15 protein-coding genes and 3 pseudogenes are annotated in these 17533 nt (G+C 74.9%); 6 read left to right on the forward strand and 12 right to left on the reverse strand.

All coding sequences use genetic code 11. The features are described from left to right. The 6 genes and pseudogenes from ACIQOV_RS03155 to ACIQOV_RS03180 all read right to left on the reverse strand — a co-directional run. A partial coding sequence (locus ACIQOV_RS03155; RefSeq protein WP_401044224.1) for a ribonuclease H occupies window positions 1–514 on the reverse strand: 514 nt, incomplete at its 3' end. Between the two features lie 42 nt (window positions 515–556). Continuing rightward, window positions 557–2737 (reverse strand): MGH1-like glycoside hydrolase domain-containing protein, encoded by a 2181-nt coding sequence (locus tag ACIQOV_RS03160; protein ID WP_401044227.1) that lies wholly within the window; start codon window positions 2735–2737, stop codon window positions 557–559. Further along, window positions 2734–4779, reverse strand: a complete 2046-nt coding sequence (locus ACIQOV_RS03165; protein ID WP_401044229.1) for a beta-galactosidase — start codon at window positions 4777–4779, stop codon at window positions 2734–2736. Before ACIQOV_RS03165 ends, ACIQOV_RS03160 begins: the two co-directional genes overlap by 4 nt. Continuing rightward, window positions 4776–5636 carry a carbohydrate ABC transporter permease gene (locus ACIQOV_RS03170; protein ID WP_401044259.1) on the reverse strand — a complete coding sequence of 287 codons (861 nt, stop codon included), beginning with the start codon at window positions 5634–5636 and terminating at the stop codon, window positions 4776–4778. Before ACIQOV_RS03170 ends, ACIQOV_RS03165 begins: the two co-directional genes overlap by 4 nt. After that, window positions 5633–6337, reverse strand: coding sequence for a carbohydrate ABC transporter permease (locus ACIQOV_RS03175; RefSeq protein WP_401044232.1), 705 nt, complete (start codon window positions 6335–6337; stop codon window positions 5633–5635). Before ACIQOV_RS03175 ends, ACIQOV_RS03170 begins: the two co-directional genes overlap by 4 nt. A 184-nt stretch (window positions 6338–6521) precedes the next feature. Then, a pseudogene (locus tag ACIQOV_RS03180) lies at window positions 6522–7340 on the reverse strand (helix-turn-helix domain-containing protein); the annotation flags it as partial. Between ACIQOV_RS03180 and ACIQOV_RS03185 the strand changes: the two are divergent. Next, a complete protein-coding gene (locus ACIQOV_RS03185; protein ID WP_387734394.1) occupies window positions 7288–8061 on the forward strand; it encodes an SDR family NAD(P)-dependent oxidoreductase in 774 nt (257 codons plus the stop codon). The pseudogene ACIQOV_RS03180 and the gene ACIQOV_RS03185 overlap by 53 nt on opposite strands. 81 nt (window positions 8062–8142) lie before the next feature. Here ACIQOV_RS03185 and ACIQOV_RS03190 read toward each other — a convergent pair whose 3' ends face one another. After that, on the reverse strand, window positions 8143–8955 hold the full coding sequence (locus ACIQOV_RS03190) for a uracil-DNA glycosylase (protein ID WP_401044236.1): 813 nt from the start codon (window positions 8953–8955) through the stop codon (window positions 8143–8145). A 149-nt stretch (window positions 8956–9104) separates the two neighbouring features. Between ACIQOV_RS03190 and ACIQOV_RS03195 the strand changes: the two genes are divergently transcribed. Both ACIQOV_RS03195 and ACIQOV_RS03200 read left to right on the forward strand, forming a co-directional pair. Then, a complete protein-coding gene (locus tag ACIQOV_RS03195; RefSeq protein WP_401044239.1) occupies window positions 9105–10115 on the forward strand; it encodes a slipin family protein in 1011 nt (336 codons plus the stop codon). 80 nt (window positions 10116–10195) lie between these two features. Then, window positions 10196–10645 (forward strand): CBS domain-containing protein, encoded by a 450-nt coding sequence (locus ACIQOV_RS03200; protein WP_380544022.1) that lies wholly within the window; start codon window positions 10196–10198, stop codon window positions 10643–10645. Here the strand turns inward: ACIQOV_RS03200 and ACIQOV_RS03205 are convergent. After that, window positions 10631–10767 (reverse strand): annotated as a pseudogene (locus ACIQOV_RS03205) (thioesterase); the annotation flags it as partial. The gene ACIQOV_RS03200 and the pseudogene ACIQOV_RS03205 overlap by 15 nt on opposite strands. 30 nt (window positions 10768–10797) lie before the next feature. After that, the gene (locus ACIQOV_RS03210; RefSeq protein ID WP_401044242.1) at window positions 10798–11421 is read right to left on the reverse strand and encodes a TetR/AcrR family transcriptional regulator; all 624 of its coding nucleotides are present in this window, start codon (window positions 11419–11421) and stop codon (window positions 10798–10800) included. Between the two features lie 73 nt (window positions 11422–11494). Here ACIQOV_RS03210 and ACIQOV_RS03215 point away from each other — a divergent pair, with 73 nt between their 5' ends. Further along, a complete protein-coding gene (locus tag ACIQOV_RS03215) occupies window positions 11495–11998 on the forward strand; it encodes a DUF1453 domain-containing protein (RefSeq protein ID WP_401044245.1) in 504 nt (167 codons plus the stop codon). 42 nt (window positions 11999–12040) lie between these two features. After that, the gene (locus tag ACIQOV_RS03220; protein WP_401044249.1) at window positions 12041–12583 is read left to right on the forward strand and encodes a hypothetical protein; all 543 of its coding nucleotides are present in this window, start codon (window positions 12041–12043) and stop codon (window positions 12581–12583) included. 11 nt (window positions 12584–12594) lie between these two features. On the opposite strand, the gene ACIQOV_RS03225 is transcribed toward ACIQOV_RS03220, so the two are convergent. Further along, window positions 12595–15486: an FAD-binding and (Fe-S)-binding domain-containing protein gene (locus ACIQOV_RS03225; RefSeq protein WP_401044250.1), complete on the reverse strand. Its 2892-nt coding sequence runs from the start codon at window positions 15484–15486 to the stop codon at window positions 12595–12597. Between the two features lie 113 nt (window positions 15487–15599). On the opposite strand from ACIQOV_RS03225, the gene ACIQOV_RS03230 reads away from it, so the two are divergent. Further along, entirely contained in the window at window positions 15600–16226 is a 627-nt protein-coding gene (locus tag ACIQOV_RS03230; protein ID WP_401044252.1) for a hypothetical protein, read from the forward strand. A gap of 6 nt (window positions 16227–16232) precedes the next feature. Here the strand turns inward: ACIQOV_RS03230 and ACIQOV_RS03235 are convergent, their stop codons facing one another. Together ACIQOV_RS03235 and ACIQOV_RS03240 are read right to left on the reverse strand one after the other, a co-directional pair. Next, entirely contained in the window at window positions 16233–17237 is a 1005-nt protein-coding gene (locus ACIQOV_RS03235; RefSeq protein WP_401044256.1) for a glycosyltransferase family 2 protein, read from the reverse strand. A 219-nt stretch (window positions 17238–17456) separates the two neighbouring features. Beyond that, a pseudogene (locus ACIQOV_RS03240) lies at window positions 17457–17533 on the reverse strand (lytic transglycosylase domain-containing protein); the annotation flags it as partial.

A 17533-nucleotide genomic window follows, 5' to 3' on the forward strand; every position in this document is an offset into this window, starting at 1 on the left:
CCCTGGGGGCCTTCGTGGCGGCGGCCGGGTCGGGGACCGGCAGGTCGGCGGCGGTGCCGGAGGCGTCCTGCTGGGTGCGGGCGGCGTCGCTGGCGGCCTTGTCGGCGATGGCGTTCAGCGGGTCGCCGTCCACCTGGTGGGCCGGCACGTACACGAAGGTGACGTCCCGGCCCTCCAGCAGGGCGTCGATCGCCTGGATCAGCTCCTGGTTGGCGACCGGCTTGCCGGCCGCCGTCTTCCAGCCGTTGCGCTTCCAGCCCTTCAGCCACTTCGTCACCGAGTCACGGGTGTAGGTGCTGTCCAGCCGCACCTCCAGCGGCACCGCCGGGTCCGTCGCGGCCAGCAGCTGCCGCAGCGCCGTCAGCTCGCCCACGTTGTTGGTGCTGTGCCCGAGCGCGCCGGCCTGCCAGCGCCGGGGCGCCCCGGTGGCGTCCGCGACCACGTACGCCCAGCCCGCCGGACCGGGGTTGCCCTTGGCTGCTCCGTCACACGCTGCACTGACTCGTTCGACCATGCCCCGATCATGCCTGGTCGGACGACCCGGAGCCAAAGTCGCTCAGGTGCGCAGCAGGAGCAGCAGCAGCGCCGCCGACCAGCTGAAGTTGGTCGAGCTGCGCCCCTCCCCCGTCAGCGGGTCGTAGTTCTCCCGGACCGGGCCGTCCCCGGCCAGTCCGGCGGCGGTGGCCAGCAGCCGCTCGACCGTCCGCCGGGCGTCCTGCTCCCAGCCGTAGCGGCGCAGGCCTTCGACGGCGAAGTAGGTCTGGTCGAGCCAGGCCAGGCCGCGCCAGTAGCCGGCCGGGTCGAAGGACGGCGAGCTGCGGGCCACGGTGGGGAACGGCATGGCGGTGCCGAACTCCGCCGGGTCGAGCAGCAGCCGGCGGACGGTGCGGGCCTGGGCGGCGGTGGCGGTGCCGGACCAGAGCGGGATGGCGCCCTCGATGCCGCGGCCCCGGGCGGTGAGCCGGGCGCCGGTGGCCAGGTCGGTGTCGTGGAACCAGCCGCCGGCCGGGTCGTACATGGTGTCGCGCACGGCGGCGTCGATCCGGTCGGCGCGGGCGCGCAGCCGCTGGGCGGCGGGCCGGTCGCCGAGTTCGGCGGCGATCAGCGCCAGGTGGCGGTGGTCGGCGGCCAGGTAGGCGTTGAGGTCGACCGAGCGCTGGTCGAGCGACCAGCCGAGCAGCGTCCCGTTCGCGTCCCGGTTGGGGAGGACGCCGGCGGCGTCGAAGCGCGGGGCGTTGTCCATGCCGGACTCCCAGGCCGCCGCCTCCCGGCAGTCCTCGGCGCTCGCGTTGGCCGGGTCCGCGGTGGCGCCGTACTCGCACAGGCCCTCGCCGAGGTGGTCGCGGGTGCGGTACCACCAGTCCTGGTAGGCGGTCAGCCGGGGCAGCAGCTCCCGCAGGAAGGCGCGGTCGCCGCTGCGCTTGTAGACCTCCCAGACCGCCCAGGCGGCCAGCGGGGGCTTGGAGTTGCGCTCGTTCCAGTTGCCGCCGCCGGTGGCCGGGTCGTTGTAGAAGACGCAGTCGGGGACCATGCCGGCGTCCTGCGGGCGCTCGGCGGAGCCCGCCGGCACCTGGTGGTCGAAGACCGCCCGGATCTGGTCGGCGGCGAGGCCGGGGGCGAAGGCGGCGGTGCCGACGGCCTGCTTCCAGGTGTCCCAGGCCCAGACCCCGCTGAACCACTTGTAGGAGAGCGTGGGGGTGACGGCGTCGTGCCGGATCCGTCCGGCCGGGCTGCGCCAGTTGGCGACCAGGGTCTGCACGCATTTGACGGCGGTGCGCCGGCGGGCGGCGGGGACGCCCTCGGTGGCCCGGGTGACGTACCCGTGCCAGCGGGCGGTGCCCTCCGCCGCGACCCGCTCCGGGGCGCGCAGCGCGGTGTCCGCCTCCTTCGCGGCCCGGGCGTACTCGGCCTCGGTGAAGGTGTAGCTCTCGGTCCAGTCCAGGTGGCGGCTCTCCCCCGGCGCCAGCCGCACCGGCTCGGCGAGTTCGGTGCGGTGCTCGTCGCCGTCGGCGCTCAGCACGACCCGGACGGGCCGGGCGTGGCGGACGGCGAAGCACTCGGTGCCGTCGGTGAGGTAGTCCCAGGTCTGCCGGACCTTGGCGAAGCGCACCTCCACGCCGCGTTCGGCGGCGACCAGTCGCGGCGCTACGTGCTGGGGGCCGGTGGCGGGGCGCAGCAGCCGGCCGGTCCAGGCGGCGGCCAGGGTCCGTACGGCCGGGCCGGTGTTGGTGAGGCGGGCCCGGAGCAGGGCGGTGCGGTTGCCGGCGAAGCGCAGTTCCAGGGTGAGGGCGAGGCCGCCGCCGAGGTCGTGGGCCAGCCGCAGCAGGCCGGGCAGCGAGGTGCCGCGCGCGGGGGCGCCGGCGCCGAGGTCCAGGGGGCTGCCCTGTTCGGTGAGTTGGAGGCGGGTCAGGCCGTCGCTGAGCCACCACGGGTATTCCTGGGCGAGGTACAGCGGGCCGGTGAAGCCGCCGGGCCGGTCTGCCGGTCGGGGCAGGGCGTAGGCGTGCCAGGCGCCGAGGTCGGCGAAGACGGTGATCGGGTTGTTGCCGCGGGCGTCGCCGGGGTAGGCCTGGGCGGGGGTGCCGTGCAGGTCGAGGACGTCGGCGTAGCGTTCGGCGTCGAATCCTCCCTGTTCTTCCGGTCCTTCCTGGCCGTGGGCGGTGGCCGGGGCGGTCAGGGTGCCGGCGGCGGCGACCGCCGAGGCGGCGAGGAAGTGGCGGCGGGTCAGCGGGTTCACGGGCGCTCCTCGGCGGCGGGGAGTCGGAGGACGGCGGCGCCGAGCGGCGCGAGGGTGACGGCGTCGCCGGTGGCGGTGCCGGTGAGCAGGTCGGTGCCGGGCGCGTCGAGGGGCACTAGCCGCTCGACGGGGCCGTGGTTGAGCAGGAAGAGGTAGTCGGTGCCGTCGGTGGCGTGCCGGCGGGTGGCCTCGACGTCCTCCGGCAGGCCGGGCAGTTCGGCGCCCACCCCGGCTTCGGCGAGCGCCCGGTCGAGCACCGGGCCGGTGTCGGCGCCGAGGTGGCAGCTCAGGTACCAGGCGCTGCCGGTGCCCAGGCGGTTGCGGGTGACGGCCGGGAGGCCTGCCAGCTCGCCGGAGCCGTAGTGGGCGACGGCCTCGGCGGTCTCGGTCTCGATCCATTCGCTCCAGCGTTCGGCCCGCAGCCGGGTGCCGTCCGGGGCGAGGACGACGGCGGTGGTCGCGCCGTCCGGGAGCGGCCAGTGCTCGTCGACGACGATCCCGAGCAGCTCGCGCAGCGGCCCGGGGTGGCCGCCGGGGTGGATGTGGTCGTGCCGGTCGGCGATGCCGCTGAACGGGCCGCAGACCAGCCGGCCGCCGTCCCGTACGTAGGTCGTGAGCCGGTCGGCGGTGGCGGTGTCGAGCAGGTACAGGTTGGGGGCGAGTACCAGCGGGTAGCCGTCGAGTCCGGCGGTGGGCGGGACGAAGTCGACGGTGACGCCGCGCTCGTACAGTGCCGCGTACCAGGGGCGGAGCAGCTCGGGCCAGCGCATCCGGGCGGAGGGGTGGTCGTCCAGTTCCAGCGCCCACCAGCTGTCCCAGTCGAGCAGGACGGCGGCCCGCCCGCGCAGCCGGCTGCCGGCGAGTTCGCCGAGGCGGCGCAGTTCGGCGCCGAGGCGCAGGGTCTCCTGCCAGCCGCGCGAGGCGGTGCCCCGGTGCGGGAGCATCGCGCTGTGGAACTTCTCGGCGCCGGCCACCGAGGCGCGCCACTGGAAGTGCAGCACGCCGTCGGCGCCGCGGGCCAGTGCCTGCAGCGACCAGAGGCGGTGGAGGTCGGGGGGTTTGGGCACGTTGACCGACCGCCAGCTGACCGCGGAGGGGGCCTGTTCCATCAGCAGCCAGGGGCGGCCGCCCTTGAGCGAGCGCATCAGGTCGTAGTTCATCGCGGCGTTGACGTGGGCGCGCGGGTCGGCCGGGTCGGGGTAGGCGTCGTCGGAGACGAAGTCCTCGTGCCGGCTCCACTCCCAGTAGTCCAGGGCCTTGAGCATCGACATGAAGTTGGTGGTGACCGGGACGCCGGGCGAGACCTCGTCCAGGACGGCCTTCTCGGCACGGTGCAGGGCGAGCAGCGCGTCCGAGCAGAACCGGCGCCAGTCCAGCAGCTGGGTGGGGTTGACCGGGCCCGGCGCGGTGCGCGGCGGCTCGATCTGCTCGAAGGAGCCGTAGTGCTGCGACCAGAAGGCGGTGCCCCAGGAGCGGTTCAACTCCTCGATGTCGCCGTGCCGTTCGCGCAGCCAGCGGCGGAAGTCGGCGGCCGAGGCGGGGCAGAAGCACTCCTCGACGTGGTCGCCGTACTCGTTGTGGACGTGCCACAGGGCGAGGGCGGGGTGGTGGCGGTAGCGCTCGGCGAGGGCCCGGGTGAGCCGGACGGCGGCGTCCCGGTAGGCCGGCGAGGAGGGGCAGTAGTGCTGGCGCGAGCCGAACTCCAGCCGTACGCCGTCGGCGGTGACCGGCAGCAGTTCGGGGTGGGCGCGGACCAGCCAGGCGGGCGGGGAGGCGGTGGCGGTGGCCAGGTCGACGGCGATGCCGTGCCGGTGCACGAGGTCGAGCAGGCGGTCCAGCCAGCCGAAGTCCCAGCTGTGGGCGTCGGGTTGGAGCCGGGCCCAGGAGAACACGCCGACGGTGACCAGGTTGACCCCGGCCTCGGCCATCAGTTTCACGTCCTCGGCCCACACCTGTTCGGGCCACTGCTCGGGGTTCCAGTCCCCGCCGTACAGCAGTCCTGGCACCCGGGTGAGGCGGTCCTTGGTCACGGTCGTGGTCATCCCTTCAGTGCTCCGCCCAGCAGGCCCGCCACGAACTGCCGCTGGAAGACCAGGAAGAGCACCATCAGCGGGAGGGTGGCCAGGAAGGAGCCGAGCATCAGGCCGGAGTAGTCGACGTGGGTCAGCCCGGTCAGCGTGTTGAGCGCGACCGGCACGGTGTACTTGTCCTCGGTGTTGAGCATCAGCAGCGGCCAGATGAAGCTGTTCCACTGGCCCATGAAGGTGAAGATCACCAGCGCGCCCAGTTGCGGCCGCACGCACGGCAGGACGACCTGGTAGAAGGTGCGCAGCTCGCCGGAGCCGTCGATCCGGGCCGACTCCAGCAGTTCGTCGGGGAAGTCCAGGAAGCCCTGGCGCATCAGCAGGATGCCGAAGGAGTTGGCCAGGAAGGGCACGATCACGGCCTGGTAGCTGTCGATCCAGCCGAGGCTGGCCATCATCTGGAACAGCGGGACGAGCAGCACCTGCAGGGGGATCATCATGGTCGCCAGGACCAGGCCGAGCAGCAGTCCGCGGCCGCGGAAGCGGTACTTGGCCAGTCCGTAGCCGCACATCGCGGACAGCAGCGAGCTGAGCAGGGTGTAGACGACGGCGATTCCGAGGCTGTTGAGCAGCACCTGGCCGAAGCCGATGGTCTCCTGGAGGTGCGCGAGGTTGCGCAGCAGCTCGCCGCCGGGCAGGAACGGCGGCGGGGAGTGGAACAGTTCGGAGCTGCTGTGGGTGCTGGCGATCAGCATCCAGGCGAAGGGCACCAGGCTGAGCACGGCGCCGAGAGCGAGGGCGGCCAGGACGGCGATCCGGCCGAGCCGGGCGGGCAGTGGGGTGCGGCCGGGCCTGAGCGGCGCGGTGGTGGTCATCGGCGGCGCTCCCTTCCGTAGAGCCGGAACTGGAGCAGCGAGACCGCCGCGATGATCAGCACGACCACCCAGGCGATGGCCGCCGCGTAGCCGAAGTCGAGCTGCTGGAAGCCGACCTTGTAGAGGTAGACCACGGGGGTGAGGGTCGCGTCGCCGGGGCCGCCGCGGGTCAGCACGTAGTTCTCGTCGAAGAGTTGCAGGGTGCCGATGGTGGAGGTGATGACGCAGAACAGCACGACCGGGCGCAGCTGCGGCAGGATCACGCCGGTGTAGGTGCGCACGGCGCCGGCGCCGTCGAGGGCGGCGGCCTCGTACTGGTCGCGGCCGATGGCGTGCAGTCCGGCGAGCAGGATCACCGCGTTGTAGCCGGTCCACCGCCAGGTGACCGAGCCGATCAGCGAGATCCTGGCCCAGGTGGGCGAGTTGAGCCAGTCGACCGGGCCGAGGCCGAGGGCCTGGAGGAACTGGTTGGCGAGTCCGCCGTCGGTGCGCAGCAGGACCTGGAAGACCACGGCGTAGGCGACCAGGGTGGTGATCGCGGGCAGGAAGAACACCGCCCGCCAGCCGGCCCTGAAGCGCAGCCAGGACTGGTTGAGCAGGACGGCGAGCACCAGGGCGAGGCCGATCATCACCGGTACCTGGACGGCGAGGATCAGGCCGGTGTTGACCAGGGAGTGCAGGAAGGCGGGGTCGTGGAGCATCCGCCGGTACTGGTCCAGGCCGACCCAGACGTCGGCGCCGTCGCGGCGGGCGGTGAAGCTCTGGTAGAGGCTGGCGCCGAGCGGGTAGGCGAAGAAGGCGACGAAGAGCGCGGTCGTGGGCCCGGCGAACAGCCAGGCGGCGGACGTGGAGGCGGCCGGGGCGGGGCGGGGCGGCGCGGTGGTGGTCCCAGAGCTCGGCGAAGACGGGGCTGTCGGCCGACAGCCGGTGGACCAGGGCGAGCAGGGCGCGGTCGCGGGGACGGTCGGCGTGCTGGGCGCGCAGTGAGGCGACCAGGTCGGCGCCGATCGAGCCCTCGGCGGCCGTGTTGCCCTGCGAGCGGTCCCGGTACGGGCAGCAGAACACCTGCCAGAGCAGGTTGCGTTCACGGGCCGGTCGTCGTTCCGGCCCGGCCAGCAGCAGGGCGGCGGGCCGGTTCCAGGCCAGCAGGTCGAAGGTGGGGCCGGTGACGAAGGCGGGCGCGGCGTCCAGGGTGTCCAGCAGGGCGAGGGTGGTCGGAGGGAGCGCCGGGGCTTCGGCGGGCGGCGGGGCCGGGCGGTGCGGGCGGGCGGCCAGCCGGTGCAGGTAGCCGCGCTCGGCGGCGGTCAGTTGCAGGGCCTCGGCGAGGCCGTCGAGGACCGGGCCGGTGGGCACCCGTTGGCGGCCCTGTTCCAGGCGGGCGTAGTAGTCGGCCGAGATCCCGGCGCGGGCGGCGACCTCCTCGCGGCGCAGTCCGGGGGTACGGCGGCGTCCGGAGGCGGGCAGGCCGGCGTCGGCGGGCGCGAGTCGGGCGCGGCGGGCGCGGAGGAAGGCGCCCAGCGGGGTCTCGGGCATGCGCGTCAGGCTGCCACAGCTCGCCCGGGACAGCCAGGACCTGGCTGTCCCAGGAAGCCGGTTCCCGGGGAGCGTCCGGCCGCTGGTGGGCCGGCGGGCACGGCGGCAGGCTCGCCGCATGGGACTTCTCGACGACAAGGTCACGATCGTCACCGGCGCCGGGCGGGGCATCGGCGCGGCCGCCGCCCGGCTGTTCGCCCGGGAGGGCGCGCTGCTGGTGCTCGCCGCCCGCTCCGGCACCGAGGTGGAGGAGCTGGCCACCGAGCTGCGCGCCACCGGGGCCGAGGCGGTGGCGGTCGCCGCCGATCTGACCACGGCCGCCGGTGCGCAGCGGACGGTGGACACCGCGCTGGAGGCCTTCGGCCGGCTGGACGCGGCCTTCGACAACGCGGGCAACGGCCTGCCGCCGGCCCCGCTCACCGAGCGTTCGGAGGCGGAGTGGGACGACACCCACGCGCTCAACCTGCGCGGCACCTGGCTCTGTCTGCGGGCCCAGCTGCGGGCGATGACGGAGGCCGGGCGCGGTGGCGCGGTGGTGCTCAACTCCGGTGTGGGGGCGCTGGTCGGGGGCTTCGGCGACGGCGCCCAGCAGGCCGCCAAGCACGGCCTGAGCGGTCTGGTGAAGGCGGCCACCGCCGATCACGCCCGGCACGGCATCAGGGTCAACGCCGTTGCGCCCGGGGTGGTGCGCACGCCGGGCACCGAGCCGTTCTTCGGGTCCGGGCCGGAGTTCGCCGCGCTGGTGGAGCGTTCCACGCCGCTGGGCCGGCCGGGTACGGACGAGGAGGTGGCGCAGGCGGCCGCCTGGCTGCTGAGCGACCGGGCCTCGTACGTCGCGGGCGTGACGCTGCCGGTGGACGGCGGGATCACGGCCACCCGGCGGTTCGACTGACCGGCCCGCGCCGGGAGCGGTTGCCCGCGGGCCGTGCCGGCGGGGCCGTGCGAGCGAGGCCGCCGGCGGGCGGGGGTCGAGCTACCGGGGGTCGAGCCCCGCCGAGCGGGCCGCCTCGCGCAGCAGGTCCCGGAGCATCGCGGTGGTCAGCCGGCCGGTGTTCGTGTTGCGCGGGCTCACGTGGTAGCAGCCGTACATCCGCAGGTCCGGGCCGCCGTCGCGGGCCGGGAAGACGGCCAGGGCGGCGTGGCCGAAGGCCGGGCGGGGGCGGGGGACCCGCCAGCCGGCGTCCGCGATCACCGGCAGCATCGCCTGCCAGGCGAAGCCGCCGAGGGCGACGACGGTGCGCACGGTGGGGCGCATCAGCTCCAGCTCCCGGGTGATCCAGGGCCGGCAGGTGTCGCGTTCGGCCGTGCTGGGCTTGTTGTCCGGCGGGGCGCAGCGGACCGGGTCGGTGATCCGGACGCCGGACAGCTCCAGGCCGTCGCCGTGGCGGACGGACTCGGGGCGGTTGGCGAGCCCGAGTTCGTACAGGGTGGCGTAGAGCAGGTCGCCGGAGGGGTCGCCGGTGAAGATCCGGCCGGTGCGGTTGGCGCCGTGGGCGGCGGGGGCGAGGCCGACCAGGACGAGCGGGGCGTCCGGCGGCCCGAAGCCCGGGACGGGGCGGGCCCAGTAGTCCCAGTCCCGGTAGGCGCGGCGCTTGGTCCGGGCGGCCTCCTCGCGCCACCGGACCAGGCGCGGGCAGGCCCGGCAGCCGGTGACGACGCGGTCCAGCGCGGCGAGCCCGCCGGCCCGGCCGGCCGCCTCGGCGGGATGGCGGGGGTCGTCGGGGGCGCCGGCGGGGTCGTCGGCGGGGTCGTCGGCGGGCGAGGAGGACGCGGCCACGGTCGGCATGGCCAGGATCCTAGAGGCTCCGGGACGTTCGCTCCGGCGCGGACCGGGCAGGCGTAGCGTGGAATCAGTTGCTCCCGGCGGTCCCCGGCCGGTCATGGCCGGCGGAGGCCGGACACGCCGGTGCGCGCGCAGGCCGCGAGGAGGCCGCCATGATCGTCGATGCGGTGCTGGGGGCCCTCGGAGCACTGGCCGGGCTGGGGGCGATCTGGGCGAGCCTGAGCATCAGGGTCGTCCAGCAGTTCCAGAAGGGCGTGGTGTTCCGCTTCGGGAAGGTGCGCGACGAGGTGCGCGATCCCGGGCTGGTGGCGCTGATGCCGATCGCGGACCGGCTGCGCAAGGTGAACGTGCAGATCGTGACGATGCCGATCCCGGCGCAGGAGGGCATCACCCGGGACAACGTGACCGTGCGGGTGGACGCGGTGGTCTACTTCCGGGTGGAGGACCCGGTGAAGGCCACCGTCAACGTGCAGGACTACAACTTCGCGATCTCCCAGGTCGCGCAGACCTCGCTGCGCTCGATCATCGGCAAGAGCGAGCTGGACGACCTGCTGGCCAACCGGGAACCGATCAACCAGGGGCTGGAGTTGATGATCGACAGTCCGGCCCTGGGCTGGGGCATCGAGATCGATCGGGTGGAGATCAAGGACGTCGCGCTGCCGGAGTCGATGAAGCGCTCGATCGCCCGGCAGGCGGAGGCCGAGCGGGAGCGGCGGGCCCGGATCATCACGGCGGACGGCGAGTACCAGGCCTCGGAGCGGCTGTCGGACGCCGCGGCGGTGATGAGCAAGACCCCGGCCGCGCTCCAACTGCGGCTGTTGCAGACCGTGGTGGAGGTGGCCGCGGAGAAGAACTCGACGCTGGTGCTGCCCTTCCCGGTGGAGCTGCTGCGCTTCCTGGACAGCGCGACGGAGGTCCAGCAGCGGAACCTGCTGACGGCTGCCGCGGTCGCGGCCGGGGCGAAGGCCGTGGAGGAGGCGATGGAGAGCGGCGAGGTGTCGGAGGAGGAGCTCGAACCGGAGCAGCCCAGGCACGAACCCCCGCCCCTGGAGGAGGTGCTGGAGAAGTCGCCGCTGGTCGGTCCGGAGTCGCCGGACGGCCGGGCCGGGCAGGGCGACGGGGCCGAGCAGGGCGGCCGTACGGGCCCGGCCGGGGACGGCTGAGCGCGCCGGCCCCGGTGGCGTCGGCCACCGGCCCGGACCACGATGGACGGGGGAAGGGAAGCCAGGCCAGGAGGCGGACCATGACCATAGCCAGCGACATCATGCACCCGGGCGCCGAGTGCATCGGCGAGCACGAGACGCTCGCGGCCGCCGCCCGGATCATGCGGGAACGCCATGTGGGCGCCCTGCCCATCTGCGGGCCGGGCGACAAGCTGCTGGGGATCGTGACCGACCGCGACATCGTGCTGCGCTGCGTCGCCGAGGGCCGTGACCCGGCGTCGGTGACGGCGGGCGAGCTGGCGCAGGGGCGCCCGATGACGGTGGAGGCGGACGAGGACTGCGAACAGGTGCTGCGGGTGATGGAGCAGTACCAGGTGCGTCGGCTGCCGGTGATCAACCACCCCGAGCACAAGCTGGTCGGCATGATCAGCGAGGCGGACATCGCGCGCGGTCTGCCGCGGGCGCGGGTCGCCGAGTTCGTCTCGGCGGTCTGCGCGGAGCAGGAGCCCGTGGGGGCCGCCCAGGGCTGACACCGCCGAGCGCCTGCGGGCGGCGGCCATCAGACCGGGCCGGACAGCGCGCCGCCCTCGCGGGCGAGCCGGTCGGACCAGGGCAGCCGCAGGACGGCGTGCCGCTCGCCGGCCTCGACGGTCGACATTGTGCCGGGGGTGTTGGCGCGGTGTCAGGAGGCCGGAGCGGCCAGGGTGTCGAGGTGGCGGCGCAGCACCGCGCGCAGCTCGTCCGGGCCGACCAGGTCGGGGTGCTGGACGGCCTGGAGGGTGAGGCCGTCCAGCAGGGCGGAGAGCCGGCGGGTCTCGACGCCGAGGTCGAGGCCGGGGGCCAGGCCGCCGGAGCGCTCGGACTCGGTGAGGACGCGGAGGACCAGGTCGTCGAGTCCGGCCTGCATCTCGGCGGCGCGGGGCCGCAGGTCGGGCCGGGTCCGGGCGGCGGTGACGAAGGAGAGCCAGAGCGCGGACTCCTCCCGGCGTCCGGCGTCCAGCGGGAGGGTCTCGGCGAGCAGCCGGACGGTCCGTTCGCGCCGGTCGGTGCCGGCGGTGGCCGGGTCGAGCAGGACGGCGGCGTGGGTCCGGATGCGGGCCTCGATCCGGTGGGCCAGCTCGCCCATCGCGAAGATCATCAGCTCCGAGCCGCCGGCGAAGTAGTGCCGTACCGAGCCGATGGCCAGTCCGGCCTCCTCGGCGACGTTGCGCAGGGAGGCGTGCTCCAGCCCTTCCCGGGCCGCGACGCGCAGGACGGCGTCGGCGACGGCCTGGCGGCGCTCGGCGGGGTCGACGATCTTCGGCATGTTGCCGTTATAGCACGGGCGAGCTAAATTGCTGATTTAGCACGGTCGAGCTACAAAACTTCGGGGGAGTGGAATGGACAACTGGGTGTACGTGGGGCTGGTCGCCGCCGTGGTCGTGGTGGTGGTGATCAGGCGGCTGCGCGGCGAGTCGCTCAACGCCCGGGACCTCTTCGCGGCGCCGGTGATCCTCACCGGCCTCGGCGCTTGGGCGCTCGCCCAGCGGCACGGCCTCGGCGCGGCCGACTACGGCTGGATCGCGGCGGGTGCCGCGCTCGGCCTCGCGCTGGGGGCGGTGCGCGGCGCCACCATCCAGGTCTACGAGCGGGAGGGCGTGCTGTGGCAGCGCTACACCGGGCGGACCTTCCTGGTCGCGGCGCTCTCGCTCGCGGTGATGGCCTGTTTCGCCGCGCTCGCCGGGTACGTCGGCCTGGCCCCGGACGCCAGGCCGGTCCAGCTGTCGATCGGCGTGGGCTTCCTGGGGGAGGCCCTGGTGGTGGGCTGGCGCGGGGTCTCCTCGGGCACTCCGTTCGCGCCCGAGCAGCGGGGTTCGGGTCCCCTCGATCGGCTCCGCCGGTAACTTTGGTTGTCAGGGCGGGATTCGGTAACTAAGGTTGTCGGCATGACGATCGCGGAGATCACCCATGAGGAACAGACCGAGCTGGCCAAGGCCCTTCTCGACGCCCTCGGCCCCCTTGCCGCCGCCGTGCGCGCCCGCGCGACCGGCCTGCCCGCGGAGCGGATGTGGGACGCCGAGCCGGTCGAGGCCGCCCTCTCGGTGCTGTCCGCCTGGAAGCTGGTGGACGCCGAGGTCAAGCGGCTCACCGCGGGCGCGGCCGCCACCGCGGGCTCCTACGGCGCCGGATACGAACAGCTCGGCGCCGCCTGGGGCATCACCCGGCAGGGTGCCCGGAAGAAGTGGCCGGAGGCCGTCGGTCGTCCGGTGGCGCGCCCGGGATCGCTTCGACTGTTCGGCGGAACAGTCGAGTTGATCGAGGACGCGGCCGCCGGCGGCTGGCGCTGGACGGCCACCGGCGCCGACGGCACGACCGGCGGGGCCGCCGTCGGCCACCGGACCCGGGAGGAGGCCGCGGCGCACGGCGGGGCCTTCCTCGCGGCGCACGCACCCGGCAAGGAGCCGCAGGACGCGCCGGGGCGTGTCTGACGACGCCCTCGTCACCTCGCGGACCGCAGCTCCCCGGCGATCAGCTCCGCCAGGTGCAGGGCCTGCCGCCCGTCGGCGAGTTGGGCGATCTGGGTGCGGCAGCTGAAGCCGTCCGCGAGGACCACCGTCCGGGGCCCGGCGGCCCGCACCTCGGGCAGCAGCACCCGCTCCGCGATGGCCTCGGACACCTCGAAGTGGCCCCGCGTGAAGCCGAAGTCGCCCGCCAGGCCGCAGCAGCCGGAGTCCAGGACCCGGTTGTTCAGGCCGAGCCGGGCCTCCACCCGGCGGTCGGCGGTGCTGCCGAGCACCGCGTGCTGGTGGCAGTGCGTCTGGGTGAGGGCGTCCAGCGGGATCCGGGGGAGCGGGGCGTCCGGGGCGTACTCGTCGAGGAACTCGGCGAAGGTGCGGGTGCGGTCGGCGAGCGGGCGGCCCGGTGCGCCGAGCAGCCGGGGCAGGTCCTCGCGCAGCGTCGCGGTGCAGCTGGGGTCCAGGCCGACCACGGGGGTGTCGGCCTGGATCCCGGCTCCCGTCAGCGCCCGCAGACTGCGCCGCAACACCCGGCGGGCGGTTCCGAGTTGGCCGGTGGAGTACCAGGTGAGGCCGCAGCAGACCGGTCCTGCGGGCAGTCGGACGTCGAAGCCCAGGTGCTCCAGCACCTCGACGGCCGAGCGCGGCACGTTCGGCTGGAGGTGGTCGGAGAAGGTGTCCGGCCACAGCAGCACCGGCCGGGCGCCCGCCGGGGCCGGGTGGGCGGCGCGGTGCCGCCGGTACCAGGCGGTGAAGGTCTCCGGCGGGAGGACGGGCAGCACCCGGCGCGGGTCGATCCCGCCGAGCCGCTTGATCAGCCCGCCGGCCCGGGAGCGGGCGAGCGTGTTGGCGGCCCCGGGCGCGAGCGCGGCGGCCCGCAGCCAGAGCGGCAGCCAGCCCATCGAGTAGTGCGCGAGCGGGCGCGGCCGGTGCCGGTAGTGCTGGTACAGGAACTCGGACTTGTAGGTCGCCATGTCGACGTGGACCGGGCAGTCGCTCGCGCAGCCCTTGCAGCTCAGGCAGAGGTCCAGCGCCTCCCGGACCTCCTCCGAACGCCAGCCGTCCGGGACGGCGTCCCCGCGCAGCATCTCGGCGAGCAGCCGGGCCCGCCCCCGGGTGGAGTGCCGCTCCTCGCCGGTGGCCAGGTAGCTCGGGCACATCACCCCGCTGCCCGGGGCCACGCACTTGGCGACGCCCACGCAGCGGTGCACCGCCTTGACCAGGCTGCCGCCGTCCTGTTCGTACGGGAGGGCCAGCGGCAGCGTGCGGCGCGGGGCCGTGACGAAGCGCAGGTCGGCGTCGAGCGGGCGGGGATCGACCAGGGCGCCCGGGTTGAGCAGGTTCTCCGGGTCCCAGATCCGCTTGAACTCGCCGAAGAGGCCGATGATTTCGGGCGGGTACATGCGCGGCAGCAGCTCCGAGCGGGCCTGGCCGTCGCCGTGCTCGCCGGAGAGCGAACCACCGTACGAGACCGCCAGATCGGCCGCCTGCTCCAGGAACTCCCGGAAGACCAGCACCCCTTGGGGTTCGTCCAGCGGGAAGTCGATCCGCAGGTGCACGCAGCCGTCGCCGAAGTGCCCGTACGGGACGCCGCGCAGGCTGTGCCGGCGCAGCAGGGCGCGCAGGTCCCGCAGGTAGTCGCCGAGCCGCTCGGGCGGGACGGCGGAGTCCTCCCAGCCGGGCCAGGCCTCGCCGCCCCCGGGCAGCCGGGTGACGATTCCCGCACCGGCCTCCCGGACGGCCCACAGCTGGCGCTGCTCGACCGGGTCGGTGACCAGGGCGACGGAGGCCGAGCGCTCGCGGCGCACCGCGTCGCCCAGCCGGCGGGCGGCCTGGTAGGCGGCCAACGGGGTGTCGCCGCCGGTCTCCAGGAACAGCCAGCACTCGCCGGCGGGCAGCCGGTCCAGTGCGGGCGGGCGCGGGCCGGCGGCGAGCAGCGCGGCGATCAGGTCGGCCGCCATGCCCTCGGCGGTCAGCGGACCGTACGGGAGCAGTGCCGGGACGGCGTCGGCGGCGGCGCCCTCGTCGGGGTAGCCGGCCACCACCAGGGCCCGCGCGGGCGGGTCCTCGACCAGGCGGACGGTGGCGCCGAGCAGCAGTGCGCAGGTGCCCTCGGTGCCGGTGAGCGCCCGGGCCAGGTCGTGGCCGTGCTCGGGCAGCAGCGCGTCCAGCGGGTAGCCGGAGGTGCGGCGGGGCAGTTGCGGCATGCCCTGCCGGATGACGGCGAGGTTGCGGTCGGTGAACTCCTGCAGCTCGGTGTGGAGTTCGCCGACCCGCCCGGGCCGTGCGGCGAGCGCGGCGCGCTCCGCGGCGGTGAGCCGCCCGCCGACGGTCAGCTCGGTGCCGTCCGCGAGCAGCAGCTCCAGCCGTTCGACGTTGTCGGCGGTGCGCCCCCAGGCCAGCGAGTGCGAGCCGCAGGAGTCGTTGCCGATCATGCCGCCGAGGGTGCAGCGGCTGTGCGTGGACGGGTCGGGGCCGAAGCGCAGCCCGTGGGGCCGGGCGGCGCGCTGGAGGTCGTCCAGCACGGTGCCGGGCTGGACGCGCGCGGTGCGGGCCTGCGGGTCGAGCTCCAGCACCGCGCCGAGGTGGCGGCGGAAGTCCAGCACCACCGCCCCCGGGCCGATCGCCTGCCCGCCGATGCTGGTCCCGGCCCCGCGCGCCACCACCGGCACCCGGTGCTCGCGGCAGAGCGCCAGCGCGGTGCGCACGTCGTCGAGGTCGGCGGGCTTGACCACGCCGAGCGGCAACTGCCGGTAGTTGGAGGCGTCCTGACTGTAGACGGTGCGTTCGGCGGCGCCGAAGCGGACCTCGCCGCGCAGCACGGCGGACAGCGCGCGGGCCAGCTCGGCCCCGGGGGCGGCGGACGGACGGCTCACCAGGGACCTCCCAGGAGTACGGCTCCGCCGATGATCGCAGCCGTACCGCCGCACCGGTACCGGGCACGACGGGGGTACCGCCGACAGGGTGTCCTGTGGCACGCTCGGCGGTCATGATCGAAGAATCCGCGGCCGCGGACCCGGCCGGCCCCGACGCCTACCTCGCCCGCCTCCCGATCGGCGAGCCGCTGCCCTTCCCGGCGGACGGCGCGCCCTCCTGGGAGATCTTCCCGTACGAGGGCGAGCTGACCGTCCGGGAACTCCGGGCGCCGGAGCTGCCCGAACCGCCCCGGAACGGCGAGGACGGCCCGGAGAGCTGCCCGGACTGCGCCCGGCCGGACACCGACTTCCTGTGGACGGACGAGCACTGGCGGCTCGGCACCACCGAGGAGCCGGACGGACTGCCCGCCACGCTGCTCCTGTGGCCGCGCGCCCACCACGACCTGCTGGACCTGCCGGCCGAACTCTCCGCGGGGCTGGGCCCGATGCTCCAGCGGGTGGAGCGGGCCGTACGGTCGCTCGGCGGCATCGGCCGGGTCCATGTGAACCGCTGGGGCGACGGTTCCGCGCACCTGCACCTGTGGCTGCTCGCCCGGCCCGAGGGAATGGCGCAGCTGCGCGGCTCGACCCTGCCGCTGTGGATGGACGTGCTGCCGCCGATGCCCGCCGGGGTCCGGGCCGAGCGGGCCCGCCGGATCGCCGCCGCGATGGCCGCCGAGGGCGGCGTGGCCCAGGTCTGAGCGGGGTCACTTCCGCCCGGTGAGCGTGCCCCGCGCGATGTGGGAGAGCTTGGCCACCTCGAAGGCCGGGTAGGCGCCGCCCGCCAGCAGCGAGAACTTGATCCCCTCGCGGCCGCCCGGCCGGCGGTGGCCGGGCGGCTGGAAGCGGCGGTGGTGCTCGGCGGCGCGGTGGAAGAACTGGGGCCGCTCGGCACGGGTGACGCAGCCGGCCAGGTCGAAGACGAACAGGTAGTGCCGGATCATCCGGACGAACAGCGCGTCGCGCACCGCGTACAGGTGCGGCTGCTCCTCCAGCAGGGCGAAGCTGCGCTCGTACTGCTCGAACAGGTCGAAGACGCTGCTGCCCGGGCCGCTCGCCGGGTGGACGGTCTCCCGGCGGCGCAGCTGCACGCACTCGCGTGCCAGCACGGCGGCCTTCCGGGCGCCGAGCAGCGCGGCGTGCGCGACCGGGACCTCCTCGTAGCGGCCGGGCGGGAAGGCCAGGCCCAGTTCGGCCCAGTGGCCGCGGCGGATCAGCCGGTCCCAGATCAGCGGTGGCGCGCCGAACAGGGCGGGCCGGTCGAAGGGGGCGAACGGTTCGGGGCCGGCCTCGGCGAGCAGGGCCTCGGCCCCGCCCGGCCAGTCCCGGTCCTGGTGCCGGCGGGAGTGGCCGAACAGCAGCACGTCCACCGGGCCGGTCTGCCGGAGCCGGTCGGCGAGCGTCCGGAGCGCGTCCCGGGGCAGCAGGTGGTCGGCGTCCAGGAACAGCAGGTACTCGCCGCTCGCCCGTGCCGCGCCCGCGTTCCGGGCGGCCCCGACCCCGACCGCCGCGGTCAGGTGCAGCACCGACACCCGCGGGTGTCGGGCCGCGTACGCGTCGGCGAGCCCGCCGGCCGTCCCGGGGGACCGGTCGGCGACGACGATCACCTCGACGTCGGCCAGGGACTGTGCGAGCAGCGAGTCCAGGCAGTCGGCGAGCTGTTCGTGCTGGTCGTAGGCGGGGAGCACGACGCTGATCAGGGGTGAGGGCATGACGCCGGAGCGTAAGAGGGCCTGCGGACCGTGGCAAAGGTCTGACGGTCCGTAATTCCGATCAATCAGTGGCAAATCGTACGAGTGCGCGCCATATCTTCACGCCGCCTTCCGGACGCGTCCACGCCCGTACCGGCTCCCGGCCTGCGGGAACGTGCGCCGGGGGCCCGCGACGCGGGGTGCGTCACGGGCCCGGGGGAGCCGAACCGGTGGTCCGGCCTAGTACCAGTGGTGGGCCTGCCAGAACGACCAGGCGGCGCAGGGGCTGCCGTAGCGGGTGTTCATGTAGTTCAGGC

This window comes from Kitasatospora sp. NPDC091257 (assembly GCF_044757675.1).
Lineage (GTDB): Bacteria > Actinomycetota > Actinomycetes > Streptomycetales > Streptomycetaceae > Kitasatospora > Kitasatospora lactacystinica.

Bases quoted from the DNA above. Each gene is read 5' to 3' on its own strand.
- ACIQOV_RS03165 (WP_401044229.1), bottom strand. From the start codon at position 4,779: ATGACCACGACCGTGACCAAGGACCGCCTCACCCGGGTGCCAGGACTG.
- ACIQOV_RS03170 (WP_401044259.1), bottom strand. From the start codon at position 5,636: ATGACCACCACCGCGCCGCTCAGGCCCGGCCGCACCCCACTGCCCGCC.
- ACIQOV_RS03175 (WP_401044232.1), bottom strand. From the start codon at position 6,337: ATGCTCCACGACCCCGCCTTCCTGCACTCCCTGGTCAACACCGGCCTG.
- ACIQOV_RS03185 (WP_387734394.1), top strand. From the start codon at position 7,288: ATGGGACTTCTCGACGACAAGGTCACGATCGTCACCGGCGCCGGGCGG.
- ACIQOV_RS03190 (WP_401044236.1), bottom strand. From the start codon at position 8,955: ATGCCGACCGTGGCCGCGTCCTCCTCGCCCGCCGACGACCCCGCCGAC.
- ACIQOV_RS03195 (WP_401044239.1), top strand. From the start codon at position 9,105: ATGATCGTCGATGCGGTGCTGGGGGCCCTCGGAGCACTGGCCGGGCTG.
- ACIQOV_RS03200 (WP_380544022.1), top strand. From the start codon at position 10,196: ATGACCATAGCCAGCGACATCATGCACCCGGGCGCCGAGTGCATCGGC.
- ACIQOV_RS03210 (WP_401044242.1), bottom strand. From the start codon at position 11,421: ATGCCGAAGATCGTCGACCCCGCCGAGCGCCGCCAGGCCGTCGCCGAC.
- ACIQOV_RS03215 (WP_401044245.1), top strand. From the start codon at position 11,495: ATGGACAACTGGGTGTACGTGGGGCTGGTCGCCGCCGTGGTCGTGGTG.
- ACIQOV_RS03220 (WP_401044249.1), top strand. From the start codon at position 12,041: ATGACGATCGCGGAGATCACCCATGAGGAACAGACCGAGCTGGCCAAG.
- ACIQOV_RS03230 (WP_401044252.1), top strand. From the start codon at position 15,600: ATGATCGAAGAATCCGCGGCCGCGGACCCGGCCGGCCCCGACGCCTAC.
- ACIQOV_RS03235 (WP_401044256.1), bottom strand. From the start codon at position 17,237: ATGCCCTCACCCCTGATCAGCGTCGTGCTCCCCGCCTACGACCAGCAC.